The following is a 19,648-nucleotide window of genomic DNA, read 5'->3' on the forward strand; positions in this document are numbered from 1 at the left end:
GCCGCCGTCCGCTACTGGGCGGGCTTGAAGTTGTAGATCGGCGGATACTGGAAGCCCGGCTGCGGCGTCACCGTCACGTCCTTCGTGGTCGCGTAGACGTACCGGATGACGTCCCAGGGCGCGTGCCACGCCTGGTCGACGACGTAGGCGTTGAGCTGCTTCATCAGGGCCGCCCGCGGCGCCCCGGTCGCCGACTCGATCCGCGAGACGAGGGCGTCGACCTTGGGATCCTCATACTTGGCCGGATTCCATGTCGCGTCCTTCTTCAGCTGCAGCTGAACCGTTCCCCAGTCGCTCGGGGCACCGAGCTTGAAGAACGACATCGGGTACTTGCCGGACAGCATGGTGGTGAAGATCTGGTTGGTGGGCAGGTTCTGCAGCGTGACCTTGACCCCGATGTTCTGCAGCGCCTGGGTCAGCGCCGCCTGCTGCTGAGGGAAGAGGGACGCCATGTCCGGCATGGTGACCGAGAAGCCGTCCGGGTAACGGCCTCCGCCAGAAGCTGCTTCGCCTTCGCCGGATCGTAGGGATATCTGTCGTCCAGGGACGCGTCGTACGCCGGCTGATCCGGGTCGAAGACCTGCGTGGTGGCCTTGCCCAGGCCCAGCTTCACGGTCTTGACGATGCTCTGCCTGTCGAAGGCGTGGTTCAGCGCCTGGCGGACCTTGACGTTGCCCAGCGCGGGCACCTTCTTACCGGCACGGTCCCAGATGAACAGGCCTTCGATGTCACCGGAGGAGTAGACGACGGTCTTCATCCCGGCGTCCTGGACGGTCTTCACCCTCTGGGGGCTGACCAGGGTGCCGTTGATCTGGCCCGCGAGCAGGGCGTTGGTCCTCGCCGTCGGGTCAGGAAGCAGTTTGATGACGATGGTGTCGTAGGGGAAGGCCCGGGCGTTCCAGTAGCCGGGGTAGCGCACGTAGGTGTACTGCTGGCCGGCGATGGTCGCCGAGGTGTCCAGCCGGTACGGGCCTGAGCCGATCGGGGTCTGCGGGTCCGTCAGCGCCTTGGGGCCGGCGATCATCCCGGAGACCTGGCCCAGCGCGGGGAGCAGCGAGGGGCTGGGGTGGTCGAGCTTGATGGCGACCGTGGTGTCGTCCACGGCCTCGACTCCCGCGATGTCCGCCAACTGCGCGGCGGCCGTGTCCGCCCCGCCTTTGGTGTGCAGGAGGTTGTCCTTCACCACCTGAGCGGTGACCGCGGTGCCGTCGGTGAACTTCAGGCCCGGGCGGAGCTTGAGGGTCAGCGTGGTCTGCTTGCCGTCGTAGCTCCACGACTGAGCCATGTTCGGGGCCGGGGCGCCTTGAGCGTCGAGGCGGATCAGTGTGTCGTAGACCGGCTGATAGTAGTAGGCCTCCGGGCCGATGCTGGCCTTGGCCAGGTCCCACGGCTTGGCCGGCACCGATTGGGCGAGCGTGAGCACGCTGCCCGTTCCGCTCGTTCCGCTCGTTCCGCCGGACGCGGACGCTCCCCCGCTTCCGCAGGCCGCCGCGCCGAACATCAGAATTCCCGCTCCTATGAGCGTTGCTGTCTTGTGCATGGCTTCTCCACTGGTTCCTTCTCCCCCGCTCCTCCTGCTCTGGTCGCAGGAACTTTTACGTATGCGCGGCAGCCCATGCTCCGCACAGCCGGACGCTGTCCTCCGGCGTCGCCTGGGCGCCGCGGTCGACCTCGACGATCAGCCAGCCGTCGAAGTCCTCCGGCAGCGCCCGCAGGAAACCGTCGACGTCCGCGTCGCCCTGGCCCGGTTCGGACCACAGGCCGGCCAGGACGGTCCTGCGGTAGTCCCAGCCCTCGCTCCTGGCCTGTTCGGCGATCGTCAGCCGGAGGTCCTTGATGTGGACGCTCGCCACCCGGTCGGCGTAGTCGCGGACGAGCTGCGCCGCATCCGCGCCGGCCCAGGCCAGGTGGCCCATGTCCGGGCCGAAGGCGAGCAGCGAGGCGTCCACGGTGTCCAGGACGAACCGGGTCTCCTCCTCTGTCTCGGCCCAGGTGCCCACGTGCGGGTGAAAGGCCGGAATGATCCCGCCGGCCCTGATGACGCCGGCCACCTCGGCCAGCAGGTCCCGCACCCGTTCCAGACGGTCTTGGTCGGCCAGGTGACCGACGGCCGGCCGGGCCACGCGTGGCGCGTCCTTGGCCATGCCCATGGCCAGGAACATCGTCGGCACGCCCAGCACCGCGTGTTGCTCGGCCGCTCGGGCGGCGCTCTCCATCGCCTGCGCCTTCTCGGTCGCGTCGTCGCTGAGCCGTACCGGGAGGTACCCCGGCGCGGCGCTCAGCCCGTGATCGGCGAGCGCCTTCGCGTAGTCCTCGACCGTCACGCCGGCGGGCACGGAGCTGTGCACGGCCGTGAGTCCGGCCTCACGGATCGTCCGCAGCTGCTCCGCCAACGGTGGCGCGAGCGAAGGGTCGATCCAGCCATCAGGACTGGCCACCCACTGCAGGGGGTTGATGGCGATGCGATTTCGGCTGATCTTCATATCTGGTCCTTTTCAGAGCAGGTTCTTGCGTACGACTCCGGCCTGAGCGACCAGGACGACGCTCTGCGGACGGCCGAGGAGGGAGATGTCGGCGAGCGGGTCGCCGGCCACGACGACGAGATCGGCGATCTTGCCTGCCTCGACGGTGCCGAGGGTGTCGGCGAGGCCGAGCAGCTCCGCCGAGGTGCGGGTGCCGGCGACGATGGCCGCCATCGGCTCCATGCCGAGTTCGACGAGGTAGGACAGCTCTCGCAGGTTGAACCCATGGGGTGTCACTCCCGCGTCGGTACCTACGGCGATCTTGACGCCATGGGAGATGGCGCGGGCGATGTTCTCCTTGGTCACGCCCGCCCAGCGGGACTTCTTGCGATAGTGATATTCGGGCATGGCGGCCGGGTCGAGCGGCCGGAACGCGGTCGCCAGGGTCGGCACCAGAAACGCGTCCTGCTGACGGGCGAGGTCGCACAGCTCATCGGTGATGCCGTAGGCGTGCTCGACGCTGGTGACTCCGCTGAGCAGAGCGTTGCGGATTCCGGCGGCTCCCTGCGCGTGGGCTGCGACCTTGCGGCCACGATGCCGGCGACCCTCGGTGACCGCCGCCCGCATCTCCTCTATGGTCAGCCCCTCGTCGTCCGGATCGTCGTGTGGGCTGCCCATGCCCCCGGTGGCGCACACCTTGATCACATCGGCGCCGTCCCGGAGCATCCTGCGAGCGGCCACGCGTACTTGATCAGGGGTGTCGGCGAGCTCGGTGAGCCAGGGAGCGGCGTTGATCCCGCTGGGTAGCGAGCAGTCCGCGTGGCCGCCGGTATGCCCGATGACCTTGACGGCGACCTGCAGGCGAGGTCCTTCGATGAGGCCTTGCTCGATGGCCGTACGGAAGCCGGCGGGGGTGCCGCCCAGATCGCGGACGGTGGTGACTCCCGCGTGCAGGGTCTCGCGCAGCCGACCGGCGGTGGCGAAGACGTCCACCACCGGGTCGGCGCCGAGCCCTTCGGTCAGCCGGCGGCCGGGCGTCATGGCCATGTGGACGTGACAGTCGAAGAACCCTGGCAGCAGGGTGTGCCCGGTCACGTCGATCACGACCGCCTCGGAGGTGGCCGGTGCCTCGGCGGCCGAGCCGGCGTAGCTGATCCGGCCGTGCTCATCGGTGATGACCGTGGCGTTCGGAACGGGCGGGGCGCCGGAGCCGTCGATGAGCACGGCGCCTTCGAACCGCAGGGAGGTGTCGCAGGCCGGAGCCCAGGTCATTGGCTGTCTCCAGGGGTGAGTTCGCGCCGGTGGTGTGGAGCCCTTAGGCCGGTAGTCTCGGTACGACATTCGCCGAACTCCGGGAATTCGCCGGATTTTTTCACCACGGTCGGCTGAATGCCGGATTACGCCCAACCTTGAGATGCAGGGATATGACATGGCCGACCGGCCAGATTCCGCCGCGCAGCTGCCCGACGAACTCGACCTGGCGATCGTCAACGCCCTGCAGATCCACCCCCGCGCCCCATGGTCGCTCGTCGGCGAGGTCCTGCAGGTCGACCCGGCCACGGCGTCACGACGCTGGCGCCGGATGCGGTCCGGCAGCCAGGCCTGGGTCACCGGCTTCCTCACCAACGGGTTCACGCAGGAATGCGGGGCGATCCTGGAGATCAACTGCCATCCAGGACGCGTCGTCGAGGTCGCCGAGACCCTGGCGGCGGATCCGCAGGCGTACGGCATCAAGCTCATGAGCGGACGCCGGGACCTGGTCGCGTTGGTCGTGGCGCGGAACCTGGAAGATCTCTCGCACTACCTGCTGGAACGCCCCGGCCGGCTACCTGGCGTGGCGCGCATGGGCAGCTACCTGATGGTCGGTGACGCACGGGCCAGCAGCCGCTGGCGGCTGCGCAACCTGGAGCCCGCCGCGGCGGCCCGCCTCAGCGAGGCGGCGCGCCCGCGACCGGCCCCGCCCCTCGCGCTGCGAGAGGTGGACCATGCCCTGGCCGGCGCGCTGGCCAGGGACGGCAGGTTGGGCCTGGCCGAACTCGCCGCGGAGATCGGCACCAGCCTTGCCACCGCACGCCGCCGGATGAACGCGCTGCTGGGCAGCGGACAGTTGACACTGCGCTGCGACATGGCGCGGACGCTGTCGGGCTGGCCGGTCACCGCCTGCTTCTGGGCGCGGGTGCCGATGGACTCCCTGGCCGAGACGAACAAGGAACTGGCCGCGATCCCCGAGGTCCGCGTCGCCTTTCTCACCGCCGGGCCACAGAACCTGTATCTGGAGGCGTGGTTGCGTACCACGTCGGACGTGGTGCGCTTCGAGGAGCGGCTCACCGCCCGGCTGCCCCGCATGGCGGTCGACGACCGCGCCATCACCCTGCGCGTCATCAAGCACAGCGGACGGATCCTCGACGCGGCGGGCCGGTGCGTGAACACCGTTCCCCCGTTCTCGGCGATGCCCCAGCACCGCTGATCCGCGCCGATGCGAAATTCGCGTGCGCCATGAATGCGGCCAGGTGTTACATGGATCAGATGATCGACGAACCGCTGGACCGACTCCGCGCCGCCGCCCGACGCACCCGCGAACTGGCCCTGAACCGGCCGAGCACCGGGCTGAGCCACCAGGACGCCGACGTCGTCGGCACGATCGGCACGGACGATGCCATCGGGTTCGACCCGTTCCCGCTGCTCGAAGCCCTCCATCGCAGCGGCGTCCGGGTCGTGGTGATCGGGCAGGTCGCCGGCATCATGCATGGATCCACGGAGCTGACCGGCGACCTGGACCTGCTCTGGGATGGCACCCCGGCGCACGCCCCGGCCCTGGCGGCCGCGTTCACCTCCGCCGACGCCCAGCTGATCGATGACAAGGGCAACCCCGTACCGAATCACCCGGGTTCCTTCCTCCGCCCTAAAGCGCAGTTCACCTCGCCCGGGGCCAGTGGCGACTGCTGCACCCCGGCGCTCCCCTGGGGCGACCTTCAGGTCCAGGAGTTCCTCGACCACGCGATCACCGCGGTCGACCCGGGCGGCCTGGAAGTCCACTACGTCTCCCGGCAGGACCTCATCCGGATGCGTCGCGCCCTGGGCCGCCCCAAGGACCTCCGGCGAGCAGACGAACTGGACTCCCAGCTCCCCGCTTGACCTTGACACGGTGACAAGGTCTTCACTGTCGACCATGCAGAGCAAAGACATGGATACGGTTCGAGCTTTTCAGGCGCTGGAGGACAGCAGCTCGTCGGTACGGCTGCGGGCGGCGATGGCGGTCGGTACGACCCCTGACCCGCGGTTCATCGACAAGCTCATCGAACGTTGCGCGATCGAACCCGCGTTCCATGTGCGCGATATGCTGACGTGGGCACTCACCCGGCACGCGGCATCCATGACGGTTCCGGAGCTGCTCAAGGAACTCCGCTCGGAGCATGCGCAGGCACGTAGTCAGGCGTTGCACACGCTGTCCAAGATCGGGGATCGGCGAGCGTGGCCGGCGATCACCCGGGCGCTTCTGTGCGACGCCGACGACGAGGTGGCGCGGAGCGCTTGGCGGACGGCGGTCGTGCTCGTACCCGAAGGTGAAGAACCCGCCTTGGCTGCGGTGCTGTCGACACAGCTCGGGCGCGGCGAACGCGAGACGCAGCTGAGCCTCAGCCGGGCGATGGTCGCGCTCGGTGAGGTGATCGTGCCCACGCTGAGCGTGGCGATGACGGATCTCGACCCGCGCGTGCGCGCCCACGCGATCGCCACGGAACGGCTGTTGCACGACCCGGATGCCGGATTCGAGTTCGCGATCGAGGAGGCCAAGCGCGTCGTGGCCCTCGGCGGCACCGGCAAGGAGGAGTGATGGGCAGTGTTGATCGGTGATGTGGCCCGACGGTCCGGGGTCAGCGCCCGCATGCTCCGGCATTACGACGCGCTCGGCCTGGTGCGACCGACGGGCCGTACCCACGCCGGCTATCGGGAGTACTCCAGCGAGGACATCCAGCGGATCTTCCAGATCGAGAGTCTGCGGTCCTTGGGGCTGTCGCTGCGTGACGTCGGGCGCGCGCTCGATGATCCCGGCTTCACGCCCTCGGAGCTCGTCGACGACCTCATCCGCCAGACGCGAGAACGCATCGCGGCTGAGACGGAGCTGCTCACGCGACTGCGCCGGATCGACGCCGTGGAACCCGGCGGCTGGGAGGACGTCCTCCAGATCGTCGCGCTCCTTCAGGCGTTGGGGTCGAAGAGCGCCGACAAACGCCAGCGCGCGGCCTTGTCCTCGGTCGGGGAGGCTCCGATGCCGGTGGAAGCACTGGTCGAGGCGGTGCTGAGCGAGACGGACCCGAACGTCGCCGGAGCCCTTCGATGGGCTTTGGCGCAATCGGGCGATGACGGGTTCGCGCTGCTGGCGGAGGGCCTCGGCTCACCAACGGCCGAGGTGCGCAAACGTGCCGTTCAAGCCATCGCCGAGATTCCGAACGGTGCGGCGACCACCCTGCTGCAGGACGCCCTCACGAACCCCGACACCGTGGTCCGCAGGTACGCGGCTCTGGAACTCGGGGCCCGTGGAGTGGCCGACGCGATCCCGACGCTCATCGATATCGTCGTCGAGGGAACGAATGACGTCGATGCCGCCGACGCCCTGAGCGCGCTGGCGAGTCGTCCCGCGTTGGCGGATCACATCGCTACCGGGCTCGTTGATCGTCTCACCCACGCCGGCGTTGAATCGTCCGCACGTCGACGGCTGACGCAGGCGCTCGCGGACATCCCGGGAACCAGGGCGTCACGGGCCCTCGCGGATCTGTCACATGACGAAGACCGTGCCGTGGCGCTCACCGCGACCTACATTCTCGGGATCCGCGACGCACGATGACAGATCTTTCCTGCGCGGGCTTGGGCGGACGGCAGTGCGACGAGCGGCTACGTCGCCGGGAGGCCGACCGCGTTGGCCGCGTCGGCCTCGAAGTATTCCGTTGTGGCGAAGGCGCCGGCCTGATCCTCGAAGAAGCTCCTGACGCCGTCGATCGAGTCATGGACGATGACGTTCACCGCCTTGGTCCCGTCGGTGCTCGACACCGCCAGCGTCCACTTGGCACCCTTGGGAAGCTGACCGTACGCCACCTTTAGGGAATCCCAGAAACCATCGATGTCGGAAATCGTGGAAACAGCCATGACGTGCATCGTGGCATCCTCCTCATTGACTCTCGGACTTACTCGGCAATTGATGTGAAGATACTGTGCGGCACCATTCTTGAAATCGTAGATCGCGACGGTCTGAGGGTCTTCGAGCGGATCGTCAGAAGGCATCAAGAAGTGGGTCTCGCTGATCGGGAGCAATTCGTAGTCGAGCTGTTGTGGTCTGTTGAGGAGTTGGGCCTCCATAGGGTTCAGGGTGAATCTGAGGTGGAGTTTCCCGTGTTCGGCCGCCACGTCGTAGCGGGTGCCGGGGCGCTCGTAGGAGCCTTCGTACCTGGACAGATCGAGGGCCAGGGTCGGGTCGGGCTCCGGTAGGTCGGGGATCGTGACCGCGCCGAGGTCGGCCAGGATCTCGTTGAACACCTTCCGGTAGAAACTGTCGCGCGGGCCGGCGTTCGCCAGCATCGAGATGGCGATGTTCGATTCCGGCAGGATCCGCAGGCGGGCACTCTGGCTGACCGCACTGCCGTCGTGGGCGTAGACGGTTTGGCCGTGCCAGTCGCACGCGATGAGGCCGAGTGCCCATTCAGGCCCGAACATGTACGGGTCAGGTACGGGGACCCGTGATTCCATCATCTCGCGGATGATGCCGGGTGAAACGATTCTGGTCCCGTTCGGCGCCTTTCCTTCATTGAGGAAGACGTACGCCATCGTGAGCAATTCCCGGGCTGTCGTATTGACATTGCCTCCGGGGCCGAAGGAGCGCGGCAGGTGATCCAGCGGTGAGAGGATGGGCCCCTCTTCGAGGGATCGGATCAGGTATCCGGTCGCGGCCCGGTTCTGGTCCGCGTGTTCATGCCGGCTGGTCGTCGAGGTCAGTCCCAAGGGGTCGAACAGGCGATCCTTCATGATGTCGTCCCACCCCTTGCCGTCGATCACCTCCATGATGCGGGCGAGGATCGCGTAGCCCAGGGCCGCGCTGTAGCCGTGCGTGCGGCCCAAGGGGTGGACCTGGCTCGCGCCGGCGATGTTCGCCACCATGCGCTCGTACACGTCGTCGCCCTCGCCCGGGTCCCCGAAGCTCTCCTCGATGCCGTTGGTGTGGTTGAGGAGATGGCGGGAGGTGACCTTGGCGCTGACATCGGGGTCGGCGACCCGGAAGTCAGGGAGGTAGGTCCGCACCGGCTCGTCCAGGGCGACTTTCCCCTCGTCGACGAGCCGCATGAAGGCTAGGGCGGTCCAGGTCTTGGATACGGAGCCGCACTGGTAGATGGTGTCGGTCCTGGCGGGCTCCCGCGTGGAGATGTTCTTGACGCCGACGGCGAAGTCGGTGATCTCTCCGTCGCGGAGGACGCCGATCACGGCGCTCGGGATCCGGTATTCCGCGAGCAGCTCAGAGACGCGAGCCCGCATCCGGGCCACATCCAACGCTCTTGTCATAGGTGTTCCTCGTTCCTTTCCAAGCGAGAAAAGGCTACGTTGCATTTCAAATGCGGTCAACGAGAAATCCCTTATGATGCGCCTTTATACTGGTCATTCGTACAGATCGTTGCAACAGCTTTGTCGATGAATGCAACCCATGCCAACCAGTCGTTGCAATGTACTGTTGGTGAACGCACCCGTGGAGGAGGAGAGCCGATGCCTGGAGGCAGGCTGACCCACGAGAATCGCCGGCAGATCGCGATCTGGCTGGCCGACGGGCTGGGATACGCCGAGATCGCCCGGCGGCTGGGCAGGCCCACGTCCACGATCAGCCGCGAAGTGGCACGCAACAGCGCGCGCGACGGATACCTGGCCGACCGCGCCCAGCAGGCCGCCGGGCAGCGCGCCCGCCGCCGCAGACCGGTTCAGGCCCCGGAGTCACCGGCCGACGGCCGGCCGGACGAGTCCGTGCGCGGTTTCGTGGAGCGGTTCGCGACGCTGCTGGTCGAGACCGGCCTTCCCCGGATGCCCGCTCGCGTGTTCGTCTGCCTGCTCACCTCCGACTCCGGGGGCCTGACGTCCGCCGAGCTCGTACGCCGGCTCCAGGTCAGCCCGGCGTCGGTGTCCAAGGCCATCGGCTACCTCGAGCCGATCGAGCTGGTCAGGCGCACACAGGAGGCCGGCCGCCGCGAGCGGTACGTCATCGACGACGACGTCTGGCTCCGGGCGTTCAAAGCCGACACCGGGGCACACGCCGAGGTCGCGGCGGCCGCGCGGCACGGGATCGAGATCTTCGGCGCCGGCACGCCCGCCGGCACCCGGCTGGGCCAGATGGCCCAGTTCTTCGCCTGGATCAGCGAGCAGATGAACGGCAGCGGCCTCACCGACGCCGTCATGCGCGACGTGCTGACGGTGCTGGCCGCGCTGGTGTACGCCGCTCGGCCACTCACCGTGGACGAACTCACCACGGCACTGGACTGGCCCGTCCAGCGGGCGGCCGATGCCCTGGACGCGATCAGCCGTCGTCCGATCCTCACCGACCCGCTCGTCGTGGAGCAGGTCGGGCGCGGCGCGTACGCCATCGCCCCGAGGCCGGACCGCCTGAGCTCCGCACAACGCGACGCCCTGATCGGCAGTCCGCGCTCGGCCTGAGGGGCTCCAGCGATCAACGCGTTGTGCGAATCAGGTAAAGTTGTACAAGTTGCTCAGGTTGTACAACTTTTCACGCCAGCCGCGTATCGTAGAACCGTCCGAAGCAGGAGAACACCTCGGAGGATCCACATGACCATTGAGGCGCTGGGCATCGCCGAAGCCCGCAGCCAACTCGGCACCCTGGTATCACGCGCCGTGCACGGCCACCAGCCCACCACCATCCGCCGTTCCAGCAGCGAGCGCGCCGTCCTCGTCTCCGAGCAGGACTACCAGGAACTCCTACGCGCCCACCGCGAGCTGGAGGCCGGCCGCGTGGCGGAGGCGATCGCCGCCCACGAGCGAGGCGAGCGCGAGATGATCACGTACGACAGCAAGGCCGCCCTGTACGCCGACCTCGACCTCCCAGCCCCCGGCGAGCGCTCTTGAAACGGCTCCTCCACGTTGACGTCCCGGTCCGCGAGATCCTGGGCCATGCCGCGCCCGGCCTGCGCACCATCATCGCGGACACCTTGTTCGACCTCGCCGAGGATCCTGAGCCACTCGCGGCCGTACCGTATGGCGGCATTCCCAGCGCATGGGAGTTACGGACCGACACTTTCCGCGTGATCTACACCCACAGCGCGGATCACGTCTCCATCTGGGTCCTCCAGATCAACACCTGAGCCCATAAGACGCGAGGGTTGTCAGCCTTTGCCGCGCGCCTCGAACCGGAGATAGAGGCCCTGCTTCTTCGGCACCGTGAGCAAGGTCTCGACGACCTTGCCCTTGAGGTCCACGATGCCCACGCCCTTGGAGGTCGCCGCGAGCAGATGGCGCTCGTCGTACCAGCCCAGCACGGGACTCCAGACAGGGCTGAAGCCCAGCTTGATCCTGGTGACGGCCTTGCCGGTGGCCGTGTCCCACACGCAGGCCGACGTCTCCAGCGACATGCAGGCGGTGACGAAGCGACGGCCCGACGGGGTGAACGTCCCCTGGCCCTGATCCGCCGGGCGCCCGCGTACGTGCCAGGTCCGCTTGACGGCGCCGGTGAGGTCGTACTGGCGGATGGCGGATTTTCCGTTCTTGCCCCAGCGCACCACGACACCCTTGCCGTCGCGGGTCCACTGGAAGCCGCCGACGGTGATGAGGGCGTTCTCGATGCGGACGAAACGGGCCTTCAACGTGGGCACGTCGATCAGGACGATGCCTTCCGAACGGGGCTCGGACCCCGCCTCGAACACGTTGAGCAGCAGGTGGCGGCCGTCCGGGGACCAGGTGGGCCAGAGTGTCTGCAGGTACTGGCCCTCCTGCGCGGGATCGGCCGGGACGGGCAGCTCCACGTTCGTCCTGTCGCCGGACTCGCGGTCCACGAACGTCATCGTCGGCTTGCCGGGGGGCCTGGTCCGGGCGAGGGTGGCCGTCCAGCGCTCGTCGGGCGACACGGCGACGTCCCCCTCGGTCTCGACGAACGCGCGCTTGGCCGGATCCCAGACCCGCATCGCGAAGGGCGGCCTGGTCGACGGCGTCGAGTAGGAGGTGAGCTGGATCGGCCGACCGGCCATCTTGGCCACGATCTTGGCCGAGGTGCCCGGCAGCTTGCCGACCGGCGGCTGGGCGAGGGCGGTGCCCAGCGCGGCGGTCATGGCCATGGCGGCGGCTAAGTTCATGATCATGTCTGCTCCTGGCAGGCTCGGATGCGTCAGCGGATCCTACAAGATCACGGGGAAGCCAGAACGCGGATCTCGGCGGCGCCGGGCTCCTAGGGTGTGGTGCGGTAGTACTCGGCTGCGGTGAACGTGGCGGGGACGCCGAGTTCGGTGGCGACCGCGCTGATGGCGCTGGCGCCGACGGCGAGGTCGGCTTGGCCGTCGGACGTGAAGTACGGTCCGATGAACTTCTCGTAATGCGCCCGGACTTCGTCCGCGGTATGTCCGCCGAGGAACGTCCGCATATGCCGCACCGTGATGTCGGGCTCGTTCTGGATCACCTGGAGGGCGCGCCGGTGGGCTCGTACGACGGCCTGGACCGCGGGATCGTCCAGCTGGAGGTAGGTGGGGTCGACGGCCACGCCGACGGTGGGGATCTGGAAGTGGTCGCCACCTCGACCATCGCGGCCACGCCCCGAACCTCACGGCGACTCACCCACGCCGTGATCCGCCGTCCTTGGCAACGACGCATCGTGGAGGACCTGCGCGCCGAATACGCCCACCAACTCCTCGCGGCCAGCCGCTAGACCACGCAGCGATGTCGGCGTGCGGGGGCTTCGGATCCAGCGGACGACTGATCGGCGGATCGGCCCGAACGGCGTTCAGTGCGGAATCGTCCAGCTCGGCGTCCAAGTCCCGGCGGCGTCGTGGCCGGTCGCTGTGGCGGCGAGGTGAGTACGGAGGGTGGCCAGCGCTGGGTGGGGGTTGTCGCGCTGCCATAGGAGCGAGTGCGGGTAGACGGGCGTCGGGTCGGTCACCGGGATGCGGCGCAGGCCATGGCCGGCGGGCCAGACCAGGCGGGTCTGCTCACCCATGAAGGTGGCCAAGGCCGGGGTGTCGGCGATGGTGTCGAGGAGCGCGTCGGAGCCGAAGTTGGGGCCGGTCGCCTCGATGGTGAGGCCGAACTCGGCGACGAGATCGTCGTAATAGGCGGCCCACTCGGTTCCGGGAACGATGCCGGGCATCCAGATCCGGTGCCCGGCGAGCTGAGCGACGGTCACCGACCGGGCGCCGGCCAGCGCGTGAGCGGGTCCGGTGAGGAGCTGGAGCGCCTCGTCGAGCACCCGGACGGAGTCGATGTCCTCGGGAAGGGGCCGGCCGGGCACGGCGACGGCGCGGAAGGACGCGTCGATCGCACCGGACCGAATGGCGGCGATGGCCGTCTCGATATCGAACAGCATCACCACATCGAGCTCGATCTCGGGATACACGCGGTGGAAGCCGCGCATCAGGCCCGATGCCGCGCTACGCGAGGCGAGCATGTCGACGCGCAGCGGACGGCGGCCGGTGCGCACGGACGCGACCGCGCGCTCGGCCACGCGCAGCAGCTCGCGCGCGTGGGGCAGGAACGCCTGCCCATCGATGGTGAGCTCGGCGCCGCGCGGGGTGCGGGTGAACAGCCGCACCCCGAGGTTGCGCTCCAGCGCGGCGATGCGCTTGGAGACGGCCTGCTGGGTGACCGCCAGCTCGGCGGCGGCCTCCTGGAACTGCCCCGCGTCGGCGGCGGCGACGAAGGTCCGGACGGTGTCGAGGTCCATGCCGACACTCTAGGGGCACAACCGTTGGTTGTGGCTGACGGCCCTGCAGTTGTTTGATCACCGGATATGGCGCGCGCTTTGATGCTTCCGATCGCGGATCGGTTGTACGGATGGGTAGCGAGGAGCATCGGGCATGAGGAACGGACACCGGTTGGGGCGGCGGTTCGGGTGGCTCTGGGGAGCGTACGGGACCAGCGCGCTGGGTACGTGGCTCGCCTTCGGCGCGTTCCCGCTGATCGCCGTCCAGGTGTTGCACGCCGGACCGGCCGAGGTCGCCGCGCTCTCCAGCGTGGGGGCCTTGGTGGGTGCGGCGGTGGCGGTGCCGCTCGGCCCGTGGGTGGAGTTCCGCCGCAAGCGGCCGGTGCTGATCGCGATGGACCTGGTGCGGTTCGGGGCGCTGCTGACGGTCCCCGCCGCGTTCGCGCTCGGCGTGCTCACCTTTCTTCAGCTCCTGCTGGTCTCGGTCGTCGTCGCGGCGGCCGACATCACCTTCCGCGCCGCCTCCGGCGCGTACCTGAAGACGTTGCTGCGGGCCGAGGACCTGCTGGTGGCCAACGCCCGATTCGAGTCCACGTCCTGGACGACCACGATCATCGGCCCGCCGCTGGGCGGCGCGGCGATCGGGCTCCTCGGTCCGGTGGCGACGGTGGTGGCCGACGCGGTGAGCTACCTGCTCTCGGCGTTGGGCATCGGCGCGATGGGCGGGCACGAGCCGCGGCCCCAGCGCCGGGACGCCGCGCGTATGCGGGCCCGGGACCTGCTCGACGGTTGGCGGTACATCCTCGCCGACACGACGCTGCGTCGGCTGTTGTGCGACACCGCCCTGTTCAACGGCCTGGTGATGGCGACCCAGCCGCTGCTGACCGTTCTGATGCTCGGCCCACTCGGGTTCGCACCGTGGCAGTACGGCCTCGCCTTCGCCGTGCCTTCGATCGGCGGGCTGCTCGGTTCGCGGCTGGCCCGGCCGCTCGTCACGTGGCTCGGGCAGCCCCGGGTCCTGGTCGTGGCCGGGGCGCTGCGCGCGCTCTGGCCCATCGGCCTGGTCTTCGTGGGGCCGGGCACCGGAGGCCTGCTGCTGGTGATGGGCGTCGAGCTTGGGCTCATCTTCTGCTGCGGGGTCTTCAACCCCGTCTGCGCCACGTACCGCCTCGAGCGCACCGCGACCGACCGGGTCGCCCGCATGCTGTCCGCCTGGTCGGTGACGATCAAGGTCTCGACCGCGCTGCTGACGGCCGTCTGGGGCGTGCTGGGCGGCCTGCTCGGCCCGCGTACGGCCATCGGCCTGGCCGGCGTGCTCCTGCTAGCGACCCCGCTGCTCCTCCCCCGCCGCCCGGCCGCCCTTCTCCCCGAGCCGGAGCCGGCACCGAGCCGCGCCTGAACGGCGCCAAGGCTGTGACCGCGCCGCCGTCCGGCTACTGTTGCTCCGCATGACGCACACGGAGATCGAGATCACCGCGGAGTTGGTACGGGATCTGCTGCGTGACCAGCACCCCGACCTGGCTGATCACCCTGTGAGACTCGGTGCGCGTGGCTGGGACAACCAGCTGTGGCGGCTCGGCGGCGACCTCGCCGTCCGGTTGCCCTGGGCGACGGAATCCGCGGACGAGCTGCTGCGCAAGGAGTACACCTGGCTGCCCGTCCTGGCCCCGCGCCTTCCGCTGCCGGTTCCCGTCCCGCAGCGCCTCGGCGAGCCCTCCGCTCTGTTTCCGCACCCCTGGATCGTCACCACCTGGGTGCAGGGCGAGCCCGCCGACCGCGCCCCCGTCACGCGCGCCGCGGAGGCGGCCGACGTCCTGGCCGCTTTCCTGACGGCTTTGCACCAACCCGCCCCCGAACAGGCGCCCGCCGGCCGGGACCGCGGGGGGCGACTGGCCGACTACTCCGAGGGGTTCGTCAAGGGGCTCGCCTCGGCCACCGAGATGGGGCTGATCCCCGACCCGGACGCCGTCCGCGCGGTCTGGGACGACGCCGTCGCCGCGCCCGACTGGACAGGCCCGGCGCTATGGCTCCACGGCGACCTGCATCCGGCCAACGTCCTCACCGCGGACGGCACCATCTGCGGCGTGATCGACTTCGGCGACCTGTTCGCGGGCGATCCGGCCGCCGACCTCGCCGCCGCCTGGAGCCTGCTGCCGGACGGCGCCGCCGACCGCTTCTATGACGCCTACCAACCGACCCCGGACGCCGCGACCCTGCGCCGCGCACGCGGATGGGCGGCACGCCGCGCCCTCGGCGGCATTCATATCGGAGAAGCCGGCGTCCGCGGCCGCCCAGGCGGCAAGGCCACGTGGGGCCCACCCGCCCATGCCGCACTGCGACGCCTCATCGCGACGGCCGATCGCTGATCAATCGGTGCCCACCGCGCTCGGATACCTTCGCGGCGGTCCGGGCCATGCCGGGGTCTGCTCGCACTCATCGTTCCATGATCGAACGCGGGCGGCCCAGGACGTACAGACTCTGGGCGCCTTCCGCGCACACTGCGCTTCCGTCCGCCGGCCAGGCGAGGCCGGCGATCTCCTCGGCAGTTTGGCAGGCCAGCTCTCGCGAGCCGTTCCACAGCTTGACGACCCCGTCCTGCCCGCCGGTGGCCGGCCAGGCACCATCGGGGGAGATCGCAAGCGCATTGACCCGGTTCCGGTGAGGGGTCGGACGGGCGCGTTCGCGGCCGTCCGGATCCCCTATGCGCACCCGGCCGTCCTGGCTGCCGGTGGCCAGCCAGTCGCCGTCCGGCGACATCGCCATCTTTTCGGTGTTCCAGCTGGACTCACCGCCGAAACTGGCGCGGGAATCGCTGCCGGCGAGACGGGCAAGGGTTCTGCGGATGATTCGGCCCAGCGGGTGGTGAGGCGTCACGCCCGGCCGAGGTGCTCGTCCAGGTGGCGGGCCGCGCGGATGAGTCCGCTCGACCCCTTGCGGGCGGCGATCCCGGCGACCTCGGGAATCGGGCCACGCGCCGCGGCCCAGCGGGCCAGGCGGACGGCGAGCTCCAGGGCCCGGGTGTGGGCGGCGTTGCCCCGCTCCCCCGGCTCCGGCAGGAACACCGGCAGCAACCCGCGCATGATCGCCCAGGCCTCATGGTGCGCTCCCTTGCGCGCCACGTCCTCCAGGCCCGCGCAGGCCTGGCTCATGGGGATCCCGATCCTGCGCAGGCACAGGCCGAGCTGCCGGCCGCACTCCTCGGCGGGCAGACACTTGGCGGCGGCTGCCCGCAGCAGCAGTTCGCGGCAGTGTTCGGCGTGCCAGCCGTGTTCGGCCAGCAGCATGCCGAGCAGGAAGGCCATCCCCTCGCCCACGGGGCCGTCCTGGTAGCAGAGCGCGGTCACGTACGTGTGCAGGTAGCCCGGGTGCTGCCAGCTGTGAGCCATCTGCGGGACGAGGTGCATGGCCGCCGCTTCCCGGTCGGAGGGCAGCATCAGCCGCACCGAGTCCGGACCAACGGCGGGGACGCTCCAGATCGAGTGGGGCGGGTCGGACAGCAGCGCGTCCACCAGCGGCATCCCCGTCGGCTCCAGCCGGACGACGGCGCGCGGGAAAGGTGCCGGCCATCCCCTAGCCCCGAGGGGCGCATCGGCCGGCGGCCATTCCAGCCGCGTCTCGGGTTCGGGCCGCTGCCTCAGCCAGCGCTCCAGCGCGGCGCCCGCCTCGGAGTGGCGGGCCAGCCGGCCGGCTTGGGCGCGCACCTCGGGATCCACCTCGCGTGGCAGCCGCAGCAGCGCCTGCTGCAGGTCGGCGGGCAGGGGCCGTACGTCCGCGTTCTGGTAGCCCTCGATGCGGTCGGCCAGCTCGGCGGGGTCGATGTGGCCGGAGATGCGCGTCGGGGTGGCCAGGAGGTACGGCGGCAGCGTCTCTTCCTTCAGCGCGCTGTGGATCTCGGCGCAGCGCAGGAGCATGGCCCAGTACGGCGGTGACATCGCCTGCCGGCGGGGCAGCCGTTCGTGTGGCTCGGCCTCCCGCGGGCTCGGTTCGCGTTGGCGCACCGTGGCCAGGAAGACGCGCTCCCCTTCCGGTTGCGGCGCGGTGAGGCTCTCGGCGTCCTGAAGGGGGAAGCCCAACTCTCCCAGGCTCGCTGCGAGGTTGTGGAGCACGCCCGGAGTCAGAGGAGTGGGACGGGTAGTGGTACGCGGTTCCTGTCCGGGGTTGGTGGACTCGCGCAGCAGCGCCTCGGTCCAGTCGGTCAGGTTCGGCCACTCCTTTCGGGCGTACAGGTCGGTCGAGCGGAGTGGATGCTTCCTGTTGTGGGGGTTGCGGACGAAGCCGTCGAGCCACCGATCGAGCGCGTATTCGTGGTGGAACTGGTCGAAGGTGCCGGCGAGGTCGTCGATCGGGCCGGGGAAGGACCGGCGGCTCGGCACACTGAACGCCGGCAGCCCGACGGCCTCGAAGCCGTCGGAATCGAAGGCGCCGGGAGGCGGCGCGGTGGTGCCGTAGGCCTCGGTCAGGTGGGCCGCCAGATCCGGGGGCAGAACGCCCGCCGCCTCCCGGACCGCCTCGGCTCCGGCCAGCGTGAACCGTCCGGCGTGCTTGACGGCCAGCCGGACGGACCGCTGCCTGACCTCGTAGGACTCGCACAGGAACGCCGAGGCCAGCGCGGGCGCCAGATGGTCGAGGTCACCGCCGGCCGCACGGGCGGCCTGGTCGAGCAGGGTGAGCCCGGCGCGCACGAGCTTGCCTTCGGGGCGGAACAGGAGCGCCGCCACCGCCTCGTTGACGTCCTCGCCACTCAACCCGCCCGCTCCGCTCGGCCCGTCCTCGCCGCTCGGCCCGTCCTCGCCGCTCGGCCCAAGTCCGCCGCTCGGCCCGTCTCCGCCGCTCGGCCCGCCCGCGCCGCGCAGTTGCCGCAGGGCCAGTTCGGCGACCGGACCCGGAGCGGCGGGCAGCAGCCGCAGGTAGTCGCGCACACGTTCCGGGCTGTGCCGGGGCTCCAGCAGATCGTGCAGGCGGACGAAGAACCGCAGGTCCGTCGCGCTGCCGCCGCGCAGGAACCGGCGTACGCACCCGTCGACCAGTGCCTCCCGCTCGACACGCCCGGCCTCGGCCAGGTCGCGCAGCGCGTACAGCCAGGACCGGCGGCCCTCCTGCCCCTCCGCGCCCCGGTCGTCGCGCAGCACCCGGCCCACGCCTTCGGCTTCGAACAGGCGCGGGATCAGGTGCTCGGCCAGGGGGTCGTTTTCGAGGTCGGGCGTGGTGGACACCCAGGCGACCACCAGCGGCTCGTGGTCGGGAAGCGGAGCTGCGGTGCGGCGCAGCAGTTCCAGCGCCAGCGCGACGGTGCTGTCCTCAAGCTGCCGACGGGTGCCGCGCAGGCGTCCTGCCACGCGTACGGCGAGGTCGGCCTGCCACTCGGGTGGGCGCGCGGCGATGACCCGCAACAGCGGCTCCAGGGGGAGGCCTGCGCTCCGGCCGGCGAAGTCGCGCCGGAAGATCCAGGCGGCGACCGCTGCCGCGCCACCCAGAGTGCCCGCGCCCGCGATCAGCATGGGGGCGATCCAGTCGTCGCGCATCGTCCAGGGGACGTGGCGGTGCTGGTGGGCGCGATGGGAGCCGGTCGACCACCACCGGTGGAAGGCCTCCTCCTCGGGCACGCCGCGGGCCACCTCGGCGTCGATGAACGTCTTGCGAGCCTGTTCCTTCTCGGCTGTGGCCTGGGCCCGCAAACGGTCGAAGCGCTCGTGCGTGGACTGCCGGGCAGCGCCGATGTGGCGGGGCAGCCGACGGGCCGTCTCGCGGCGCCCGGCCGTATCCAGGCGTAACACCTCATCGGCCGTCCTGGACGCGTCACCCTCGTCGATGGCCCGCGCCACACGCTCCCACCCGCTCACGCGCCCACCCCCACGAGGCCGTCACGCCGAGGGGAGCGGGAGTGCGGAAGGCGGGCGCCGTGAGGCGCCGACAGAGCGGTGGTCATGACGCAGACCATAGAGATCGTCCCCGACAGAAGCCGTCGGGACAGAATCCGATGGCCGCCTGGAGCACCCGCCGCCGTATCACCAGCCCCTCCCCTGGCCAGGGACGTGCGGGTGGCCGTCACCTCGGCCGTCTCTCCGAAGGAGGTGGCCGGAAGTGTCGCGGCGAAGGCAGCCGGTCAGACCGTGGCCGGTTTGGGGGTTGGGGAGAGGTTGGCGAAAAGGCGTTCCTCGGCCATTCTCCTTCGTCACCTACAGTTTGGACCAAAGCCCATTTTCATCGGATGTCTCAAGCAAACAATCTCACAGTCGGCGACGCTCACAGAGCCGCGTGATCTCACCATCTGGGACGTAATCCATGCTGAAGCCGCCCATTGTCT

At 69.8% G+C, this 19,648-nt stretch carries 20 protein-coding genes; 10 read left to right on the top strand and 10 right to left on the bottom strand.

The features are described from left to right. Positions 1-11: 11 nt before the first annotated feature. Genes KME78_RS20830 through KME78_RS20845 form a run of 4 tightly spaced genes read right to left on the bottom strand, consistent with a single transcriptional unit; the run spans position 12 to position 3,734 of the window. The gene (locus KME78_RS20830) at positions 12-452 is read right to left on the bottom strand and encodes a periplasmic substrate-binding domain-containing protein (RefSeq protein ID WP_219530757.1); all 441 of its coding nucleotides are present in this window, start codon (positions 450-452) and stop codon (positions 12-14) included. Next, a complete protein-coding gene (locus KME78_RS20835; protein ID WP_219530758.1) occupies positions 416-1,540 on the bottom strand; it encodes an ABC transporter substrate-binding protein in 1,125 nt (374 codons plus the stop codon). The genes KME78_RS20830 and KME78_RS20835 overlap by 37 nt, the downstream gene beginning before the upstream one ends. Before the next feature lie 55 nt (positions 1,541-1,595). Then, positions 1,596-2,483 carry a sugar phosphate isomerase/epimerase family protein gene (locus KME78_RS20840; RefSeq protein ID WP_219530759.1) on the bottom strand — a complete coding sequence of 296 codons (888 nt, stop codon included), beginning with the start codon at positions 2,481-2,483 and terminating at the stop codon, positions 1,596-1,598. A 12-nt stretch (positions 2,484-2,495) separates the two neighbouring features. Beyond that, positions 2,496-3,734: a metal-dependent hydrolase family protein gene (locus KME78_RS20845; RefSeq protein ID WP_219530760.1), complete on the bottom strand. Its 1,239-nt coding sequence runs from the start codon at positions 3,732-3,734 to the stop codon at positions 2,496-2,498. A gap of 157 nt (positions 3,735-3,891) precedes the next feature. Here KME78_RS20845 and KME78_RS20850 point away from each other — a divergent pair, with 157 nt between their 5' ends. Genes KME78_RS20850 through KME78_RS20865 form a run of 4 tightly spaced genes read left to right on the top strand, consistent with a single transcriptional unit; the run spans position 3,892 to position 7,305 of the window. Beyond that, positions 3,892-4,929: an Lrp/AsnC family transcriptional regulator gene (locus tag KME78_RS20850; RefSeq protein WP_219530761.1), complete on the top strand. Its 1,038-nt coding sequence runs from the start codon at positions 3,892-3,894 to the stop codon at positions 4,927-4,929. A gap of 50 nt (positions 4,930-4,979) precedes the next feature. Then, entirely contained in the window at positions 4,980-5,597 is a 618-nt protein-coding gene (locus KME78_RS20855; protein WP_219530762.1) for a hypothetical protein, read from the top strand. 49 nt (positions 5,598-5,646) lie between these two features. Beyond that, positions 5,647-6,294 (top strand): HEAT repeat domain-containing protein, encoded by a 648-nt coding sequence (locus KME78_RS20860; RefSeq protein ID WP_246651475.1) that lies wholly within the window; start codon positions 5,647-5,649, stop codon positions 6,292-6,294. 51 nt (positions 6,295-6,345) lie between these two features. After that, complete coding sequence (locus tag KME78_RS20865) at positions 6,346-7,305, top strand: HEAT repeat domain-containing protein (protein ID WP_246651537.1); 960 nt, start codon at positions 6,346-6,348, stop codon at positions 7,303-7,305. Positions 7,306-7,352: 47 nt separating this feature from the next. On the opposite strand, the gene KME78_RS20870 is transcribed toward KME78_RS20865, so the two are convergent. Next, positions 7,353-9,068: a serine hydrolase gene (locus tag KME78_RS20870; protein WP_246651476.1), complete on the bottom strand. Its 1,716-nt coding sequence runs from the start codon at positions 9,066-9,068 to the stop codon at positions 7,353-7,355. Between the two features lie 138 nt (positions 9,069-9,206). On the opposite strand from KME78_RS20870, the gene KME78_RS20875 reads away from it, so the two are divergent. The 3 genes from KME78_RS20875 to KME78_RS20885 all read left to right on the top strand — a co-directional run bounded on the left by KME78_RS20875 (position 9,207) and on the right by KME78_RS20885 (position 10,804). Beyond that, positions 9,207-10,142, top strand: coding sequence for a GbsR/MarR family transcriptional regulator (locus KME78_RS20875; RefSeq protein ID WP_219530765.1), 936 nt, complete (start codon positions 9,207-9,209; stop codon positions 10,140-10,142). A 129-nt stretch (positions 10,143-10,271) separates the two neighbouring features. Beyond that, positions 10,272-10,568 (top strand): type II toxin-antitoxin system Phd/YefM family antitoxin, encoded by a 297-nt coding sequence (locus KME78_RS20880; RefSeq protein ID WP_219530766.1) that lies wholly within the window; start codon positions 10,272-10,274, stop codon positions 10,566-10,568. Then, complete coding sequence (locus tag KME78_RS20885; protein WP_219530767.1) at positions 10,565-10,804, top strand: type II toxin-antitoxin system RelE family toxin; 240 nt, start codon at positions 10,565-10,567, stop codon at positions 10,802-10,804. The genes KME78_RS20880 and KME78_RS20885 overlap by 4 nt, the downstream gene beginning before the upstream one ends. A 21-nt stretch (positions 10,805-10,825) precedes the next feature. Here KME78_RS20885 and KME78_RS20890 read toward each other — a convergent pair whose 3' ends face one another. Together KME78_RS20890 and KME78_RS20895 are read right to left on the bottom strand one after the other, a co-directional pair. Continuing rightward, on the bottom strand, positions 10,826-11,794 hold the full coding sequence (locus KME78_RS20890) for a TolB-like translocation protein (RefSeq protein ID WP_219530768.1): 969 nt from the start codon (positions 11,792-11,794) through the stop codon (positions 10,826-10,828). Between the two features lie 86 nt (positions 11,795-11,880). Continuing rightward, complete coding sequence (locus KME78_RS20895) at positions 11,881-12,072, bottom strand: hypothetical protein (RefSeq protein ID WP_219530769.1); 192 nt, start codon at positions 12,070-12,072, stop codon at positions 11,881-11,883. On the opposite strand from KME78_RS20895, the gene KME78_RS20900 reads away from it, so the two are divergent. After that, on the top strand, positions 12,073-12,354 hold the full coding sequence (locus tag KME78_RS20900) for a hypothetical protein (protein ID WP_219530770.1): 282 nt from the start codon (positions 12,073-12,075) through the stop codon (positions 12,352-12,354). A gap of 75 nt (positions 12,355-12,429) precedes the next feature. Here the strand turns inward: KME78_RS20900 and KME78_RS20905 are convergent, their stop codons facing one another. Beyond that, positions 12,430-13,365, bottom strand: coding sequence for a LysR family transcriptional regulator (locus KME78_RS20905; RefSeq protein ID WP_219530771.1), 936 nt, complete (start codon positions 13,363-13,365; stop codon positions 12,430-12,432). A gap of 133 nt (positions 13,366-13,498) precedes the next feature. Here KME78_RS20905 and KME78_RS20910 point away from each other — a divergent pair, with 133 nt between their 5' ends. Beyond that, the gene (locus KME78_RS20910) at positions 13,499-14,743 is read left to right on the top strand and encodes an MFS transporter (protein WP_219530772.1); all 1,245 of its coding nucleotides are present in this window, start codon (positions 13,499-13,501) and stop codon (positions 14,741-14,743) included. Positions 14,744-14,792: 49 nt separating this feature from the next. Further along, positions 14,793-15,710: an aminoglycoside phosphotransferase family protein gene (locus KME78_RS20915; protein ID WP_219530773.1), complete on the top strand. Its 918-nt coding sequence runs from the start codon at positions 14,793-14,795 to the stop codon at positions 15,708-15,710. Between the two features lie 67 nt (positions 15,711-15,777). Here KME78_RS20915 and KME78_RS20920 read toward each other — a convergent pair whose 3' ends face one another. Next, on the bottom strand, positions 15,778-16,218 hold the full coding sequence (locus KME78_RS20920; protein WP_219530774.1) for a WD40 repeat domain-containing protein: 441 nt from the start codon (positions 16,216-16,218) through the stop codon (positions 15,778-15,780). Beyond that, positions 16,215-19,184, bottom strand: a complete 2,970-nt coding sequence (locus KME78_RS67220) for a DUF7824 domain-containing protein (protein WP_219530775.1) — start codon at positions 19,182-19,184, stop codon at positions 16,215-16,217. The genes KME78_RS20920 and KME78_RS67220 overlap by 4 nt, the downstream gene beginning before the upstream one ends. Between the last annotated feature and the right edge of the window lie 464 nt (positions 19,185-19,648).

The sequence above is a fragment of the Nonomuraea guangzhouensis genome, assembly GCF_019396345.1.
In the GTDB taxonomy this organism is placed as follows: domain Bacteria; phylum Actinomycetota; class Actinomycetes; order Streptosporangiales; family Streptosporangiaceae; genus Nonomuraea; species Nonomuraea guangzhouensis.

What these genes read in the sequence shown, in the direction of transcription:
- KME78_RS20830 (WP_219530757.1), bottom strand. Translation starts at nt 452, where the DNA reads ATGGCGTCCCTCTTCCCTCAGCAGCAGGCGGCGCTGACCCAGGCGCTG.
- KME78_RS20835 (WP_219530758.1), bottom strand. Translation starts at nt 1,540, where the DNA reads ATGCACAAGACAGCAACGCTCATAGGAGCGGGAATTCTGATGTTCGGC.
- KME78_RS20840 (WP_219530759.1), bottom strand. Translation starts at nt 2,483, where the DNA reads ATGAAGATCAGCCGAAATCGCATCGCCATCAACCCCCTGCAGTGGGTG.
- KME78_RS20845 (WP_219530760.1), bottom strand. Translation starts at nt 3,734, where the DNA reads ATGACCTGGGCTCCGGCCTGCGACACCTCCCTGCGGTTCGAAGGCGCC.
- KME78_RS20850 (WP_219530761.1), top strand. Translation starts at nt 3,892, where the DNA reads ATGGCCGACCGGCCAGATTCCGCCGCGCAGCTGCCCGACGAACTCGAC.
- KME78_RS20855 (WP_219530762.1), top strand. Translation starts at nt 4,980, where the DNA reads ATGGATCAGATGATCGACGAACCGCTGGACCGACTCCGCGCCGCCGCC.
- KME78_RS20860 (WP_246651475.1), top strand. Translation starts at nt 5,647, where the DNA reads ATGGATACGGTTCGAGCTTTTCAGGCGCTGGAGGACAGCAGCTCGTCG.
- KME78_RS20865 (WP_246651537.1), top strand. Translation starts at nt 6,346, where the DNA reads ATGCTCCGGCATTACGACGCGCTCGGCCTGGTGCGACCGACGGGCCGT.
- KME78_RS20875 (WP_219530765.1), top strand. Translation starts at nt 9,207, where the DNA reads ATGCCTGGAGGCAGGCTGACCCACGAGAATCGCCGGCAGATCGCGATC.
- KME78_RS20880 (WP_219530766.1), top strand. Translation starts at nt 10,272, where the DNA reads ATGACCATTGAGGCGCTGGGCATCGCCGAAGCCCGCAGCCAACTCGGC.
- KME78_RS20890 (WP_219530768.1), bottom strand. Translation starts at nt 11,794, where the DNA reads ATGATCATGAACTTAGCCGCCGCCATGGCCATGACCGCCGCGCTGGGC.
- KME78_RS20895 (WP_219530769.1), bottom strand. Translation starts at nt 12,072, where the DNA reads ATGCGGACGTTCCTCGGCGGACATACCGCGGACGAAGTCCGGGCGCAT.
- KME78_RS20900 (WP_219530770.1), top strand. Translation starts at nt 12,073, where the DNA reads ATGCCGCACCGTGATGTCGGGCTCGTTCTGGATCACCTGGAGGGCGCG.
- KME78_RS20905 (WP_219530771.1), bottom strand. Translation starts at nt 13,365, where the DNA reads ATGGACCTCGACACCGTCCGGACCTTCGTCGCCGCCGCCGACGCGGGG.
- KME78_RS20910 (WP_219530772.1), top strand. Translation starts at nt 13,499, where the DNA reads ATGAGGAACGGACACCGGTTGGGGCGGCGGTTCGGGTGGCTCTGGGGA.
- KME78_RS20915 (WP_219530773.1), top strand. Translation starts at nt 14,793, where the DNA reads ATGACGCACACGGAGATCGAGATCACCGCGGAGTTGGTACGGGATCTG.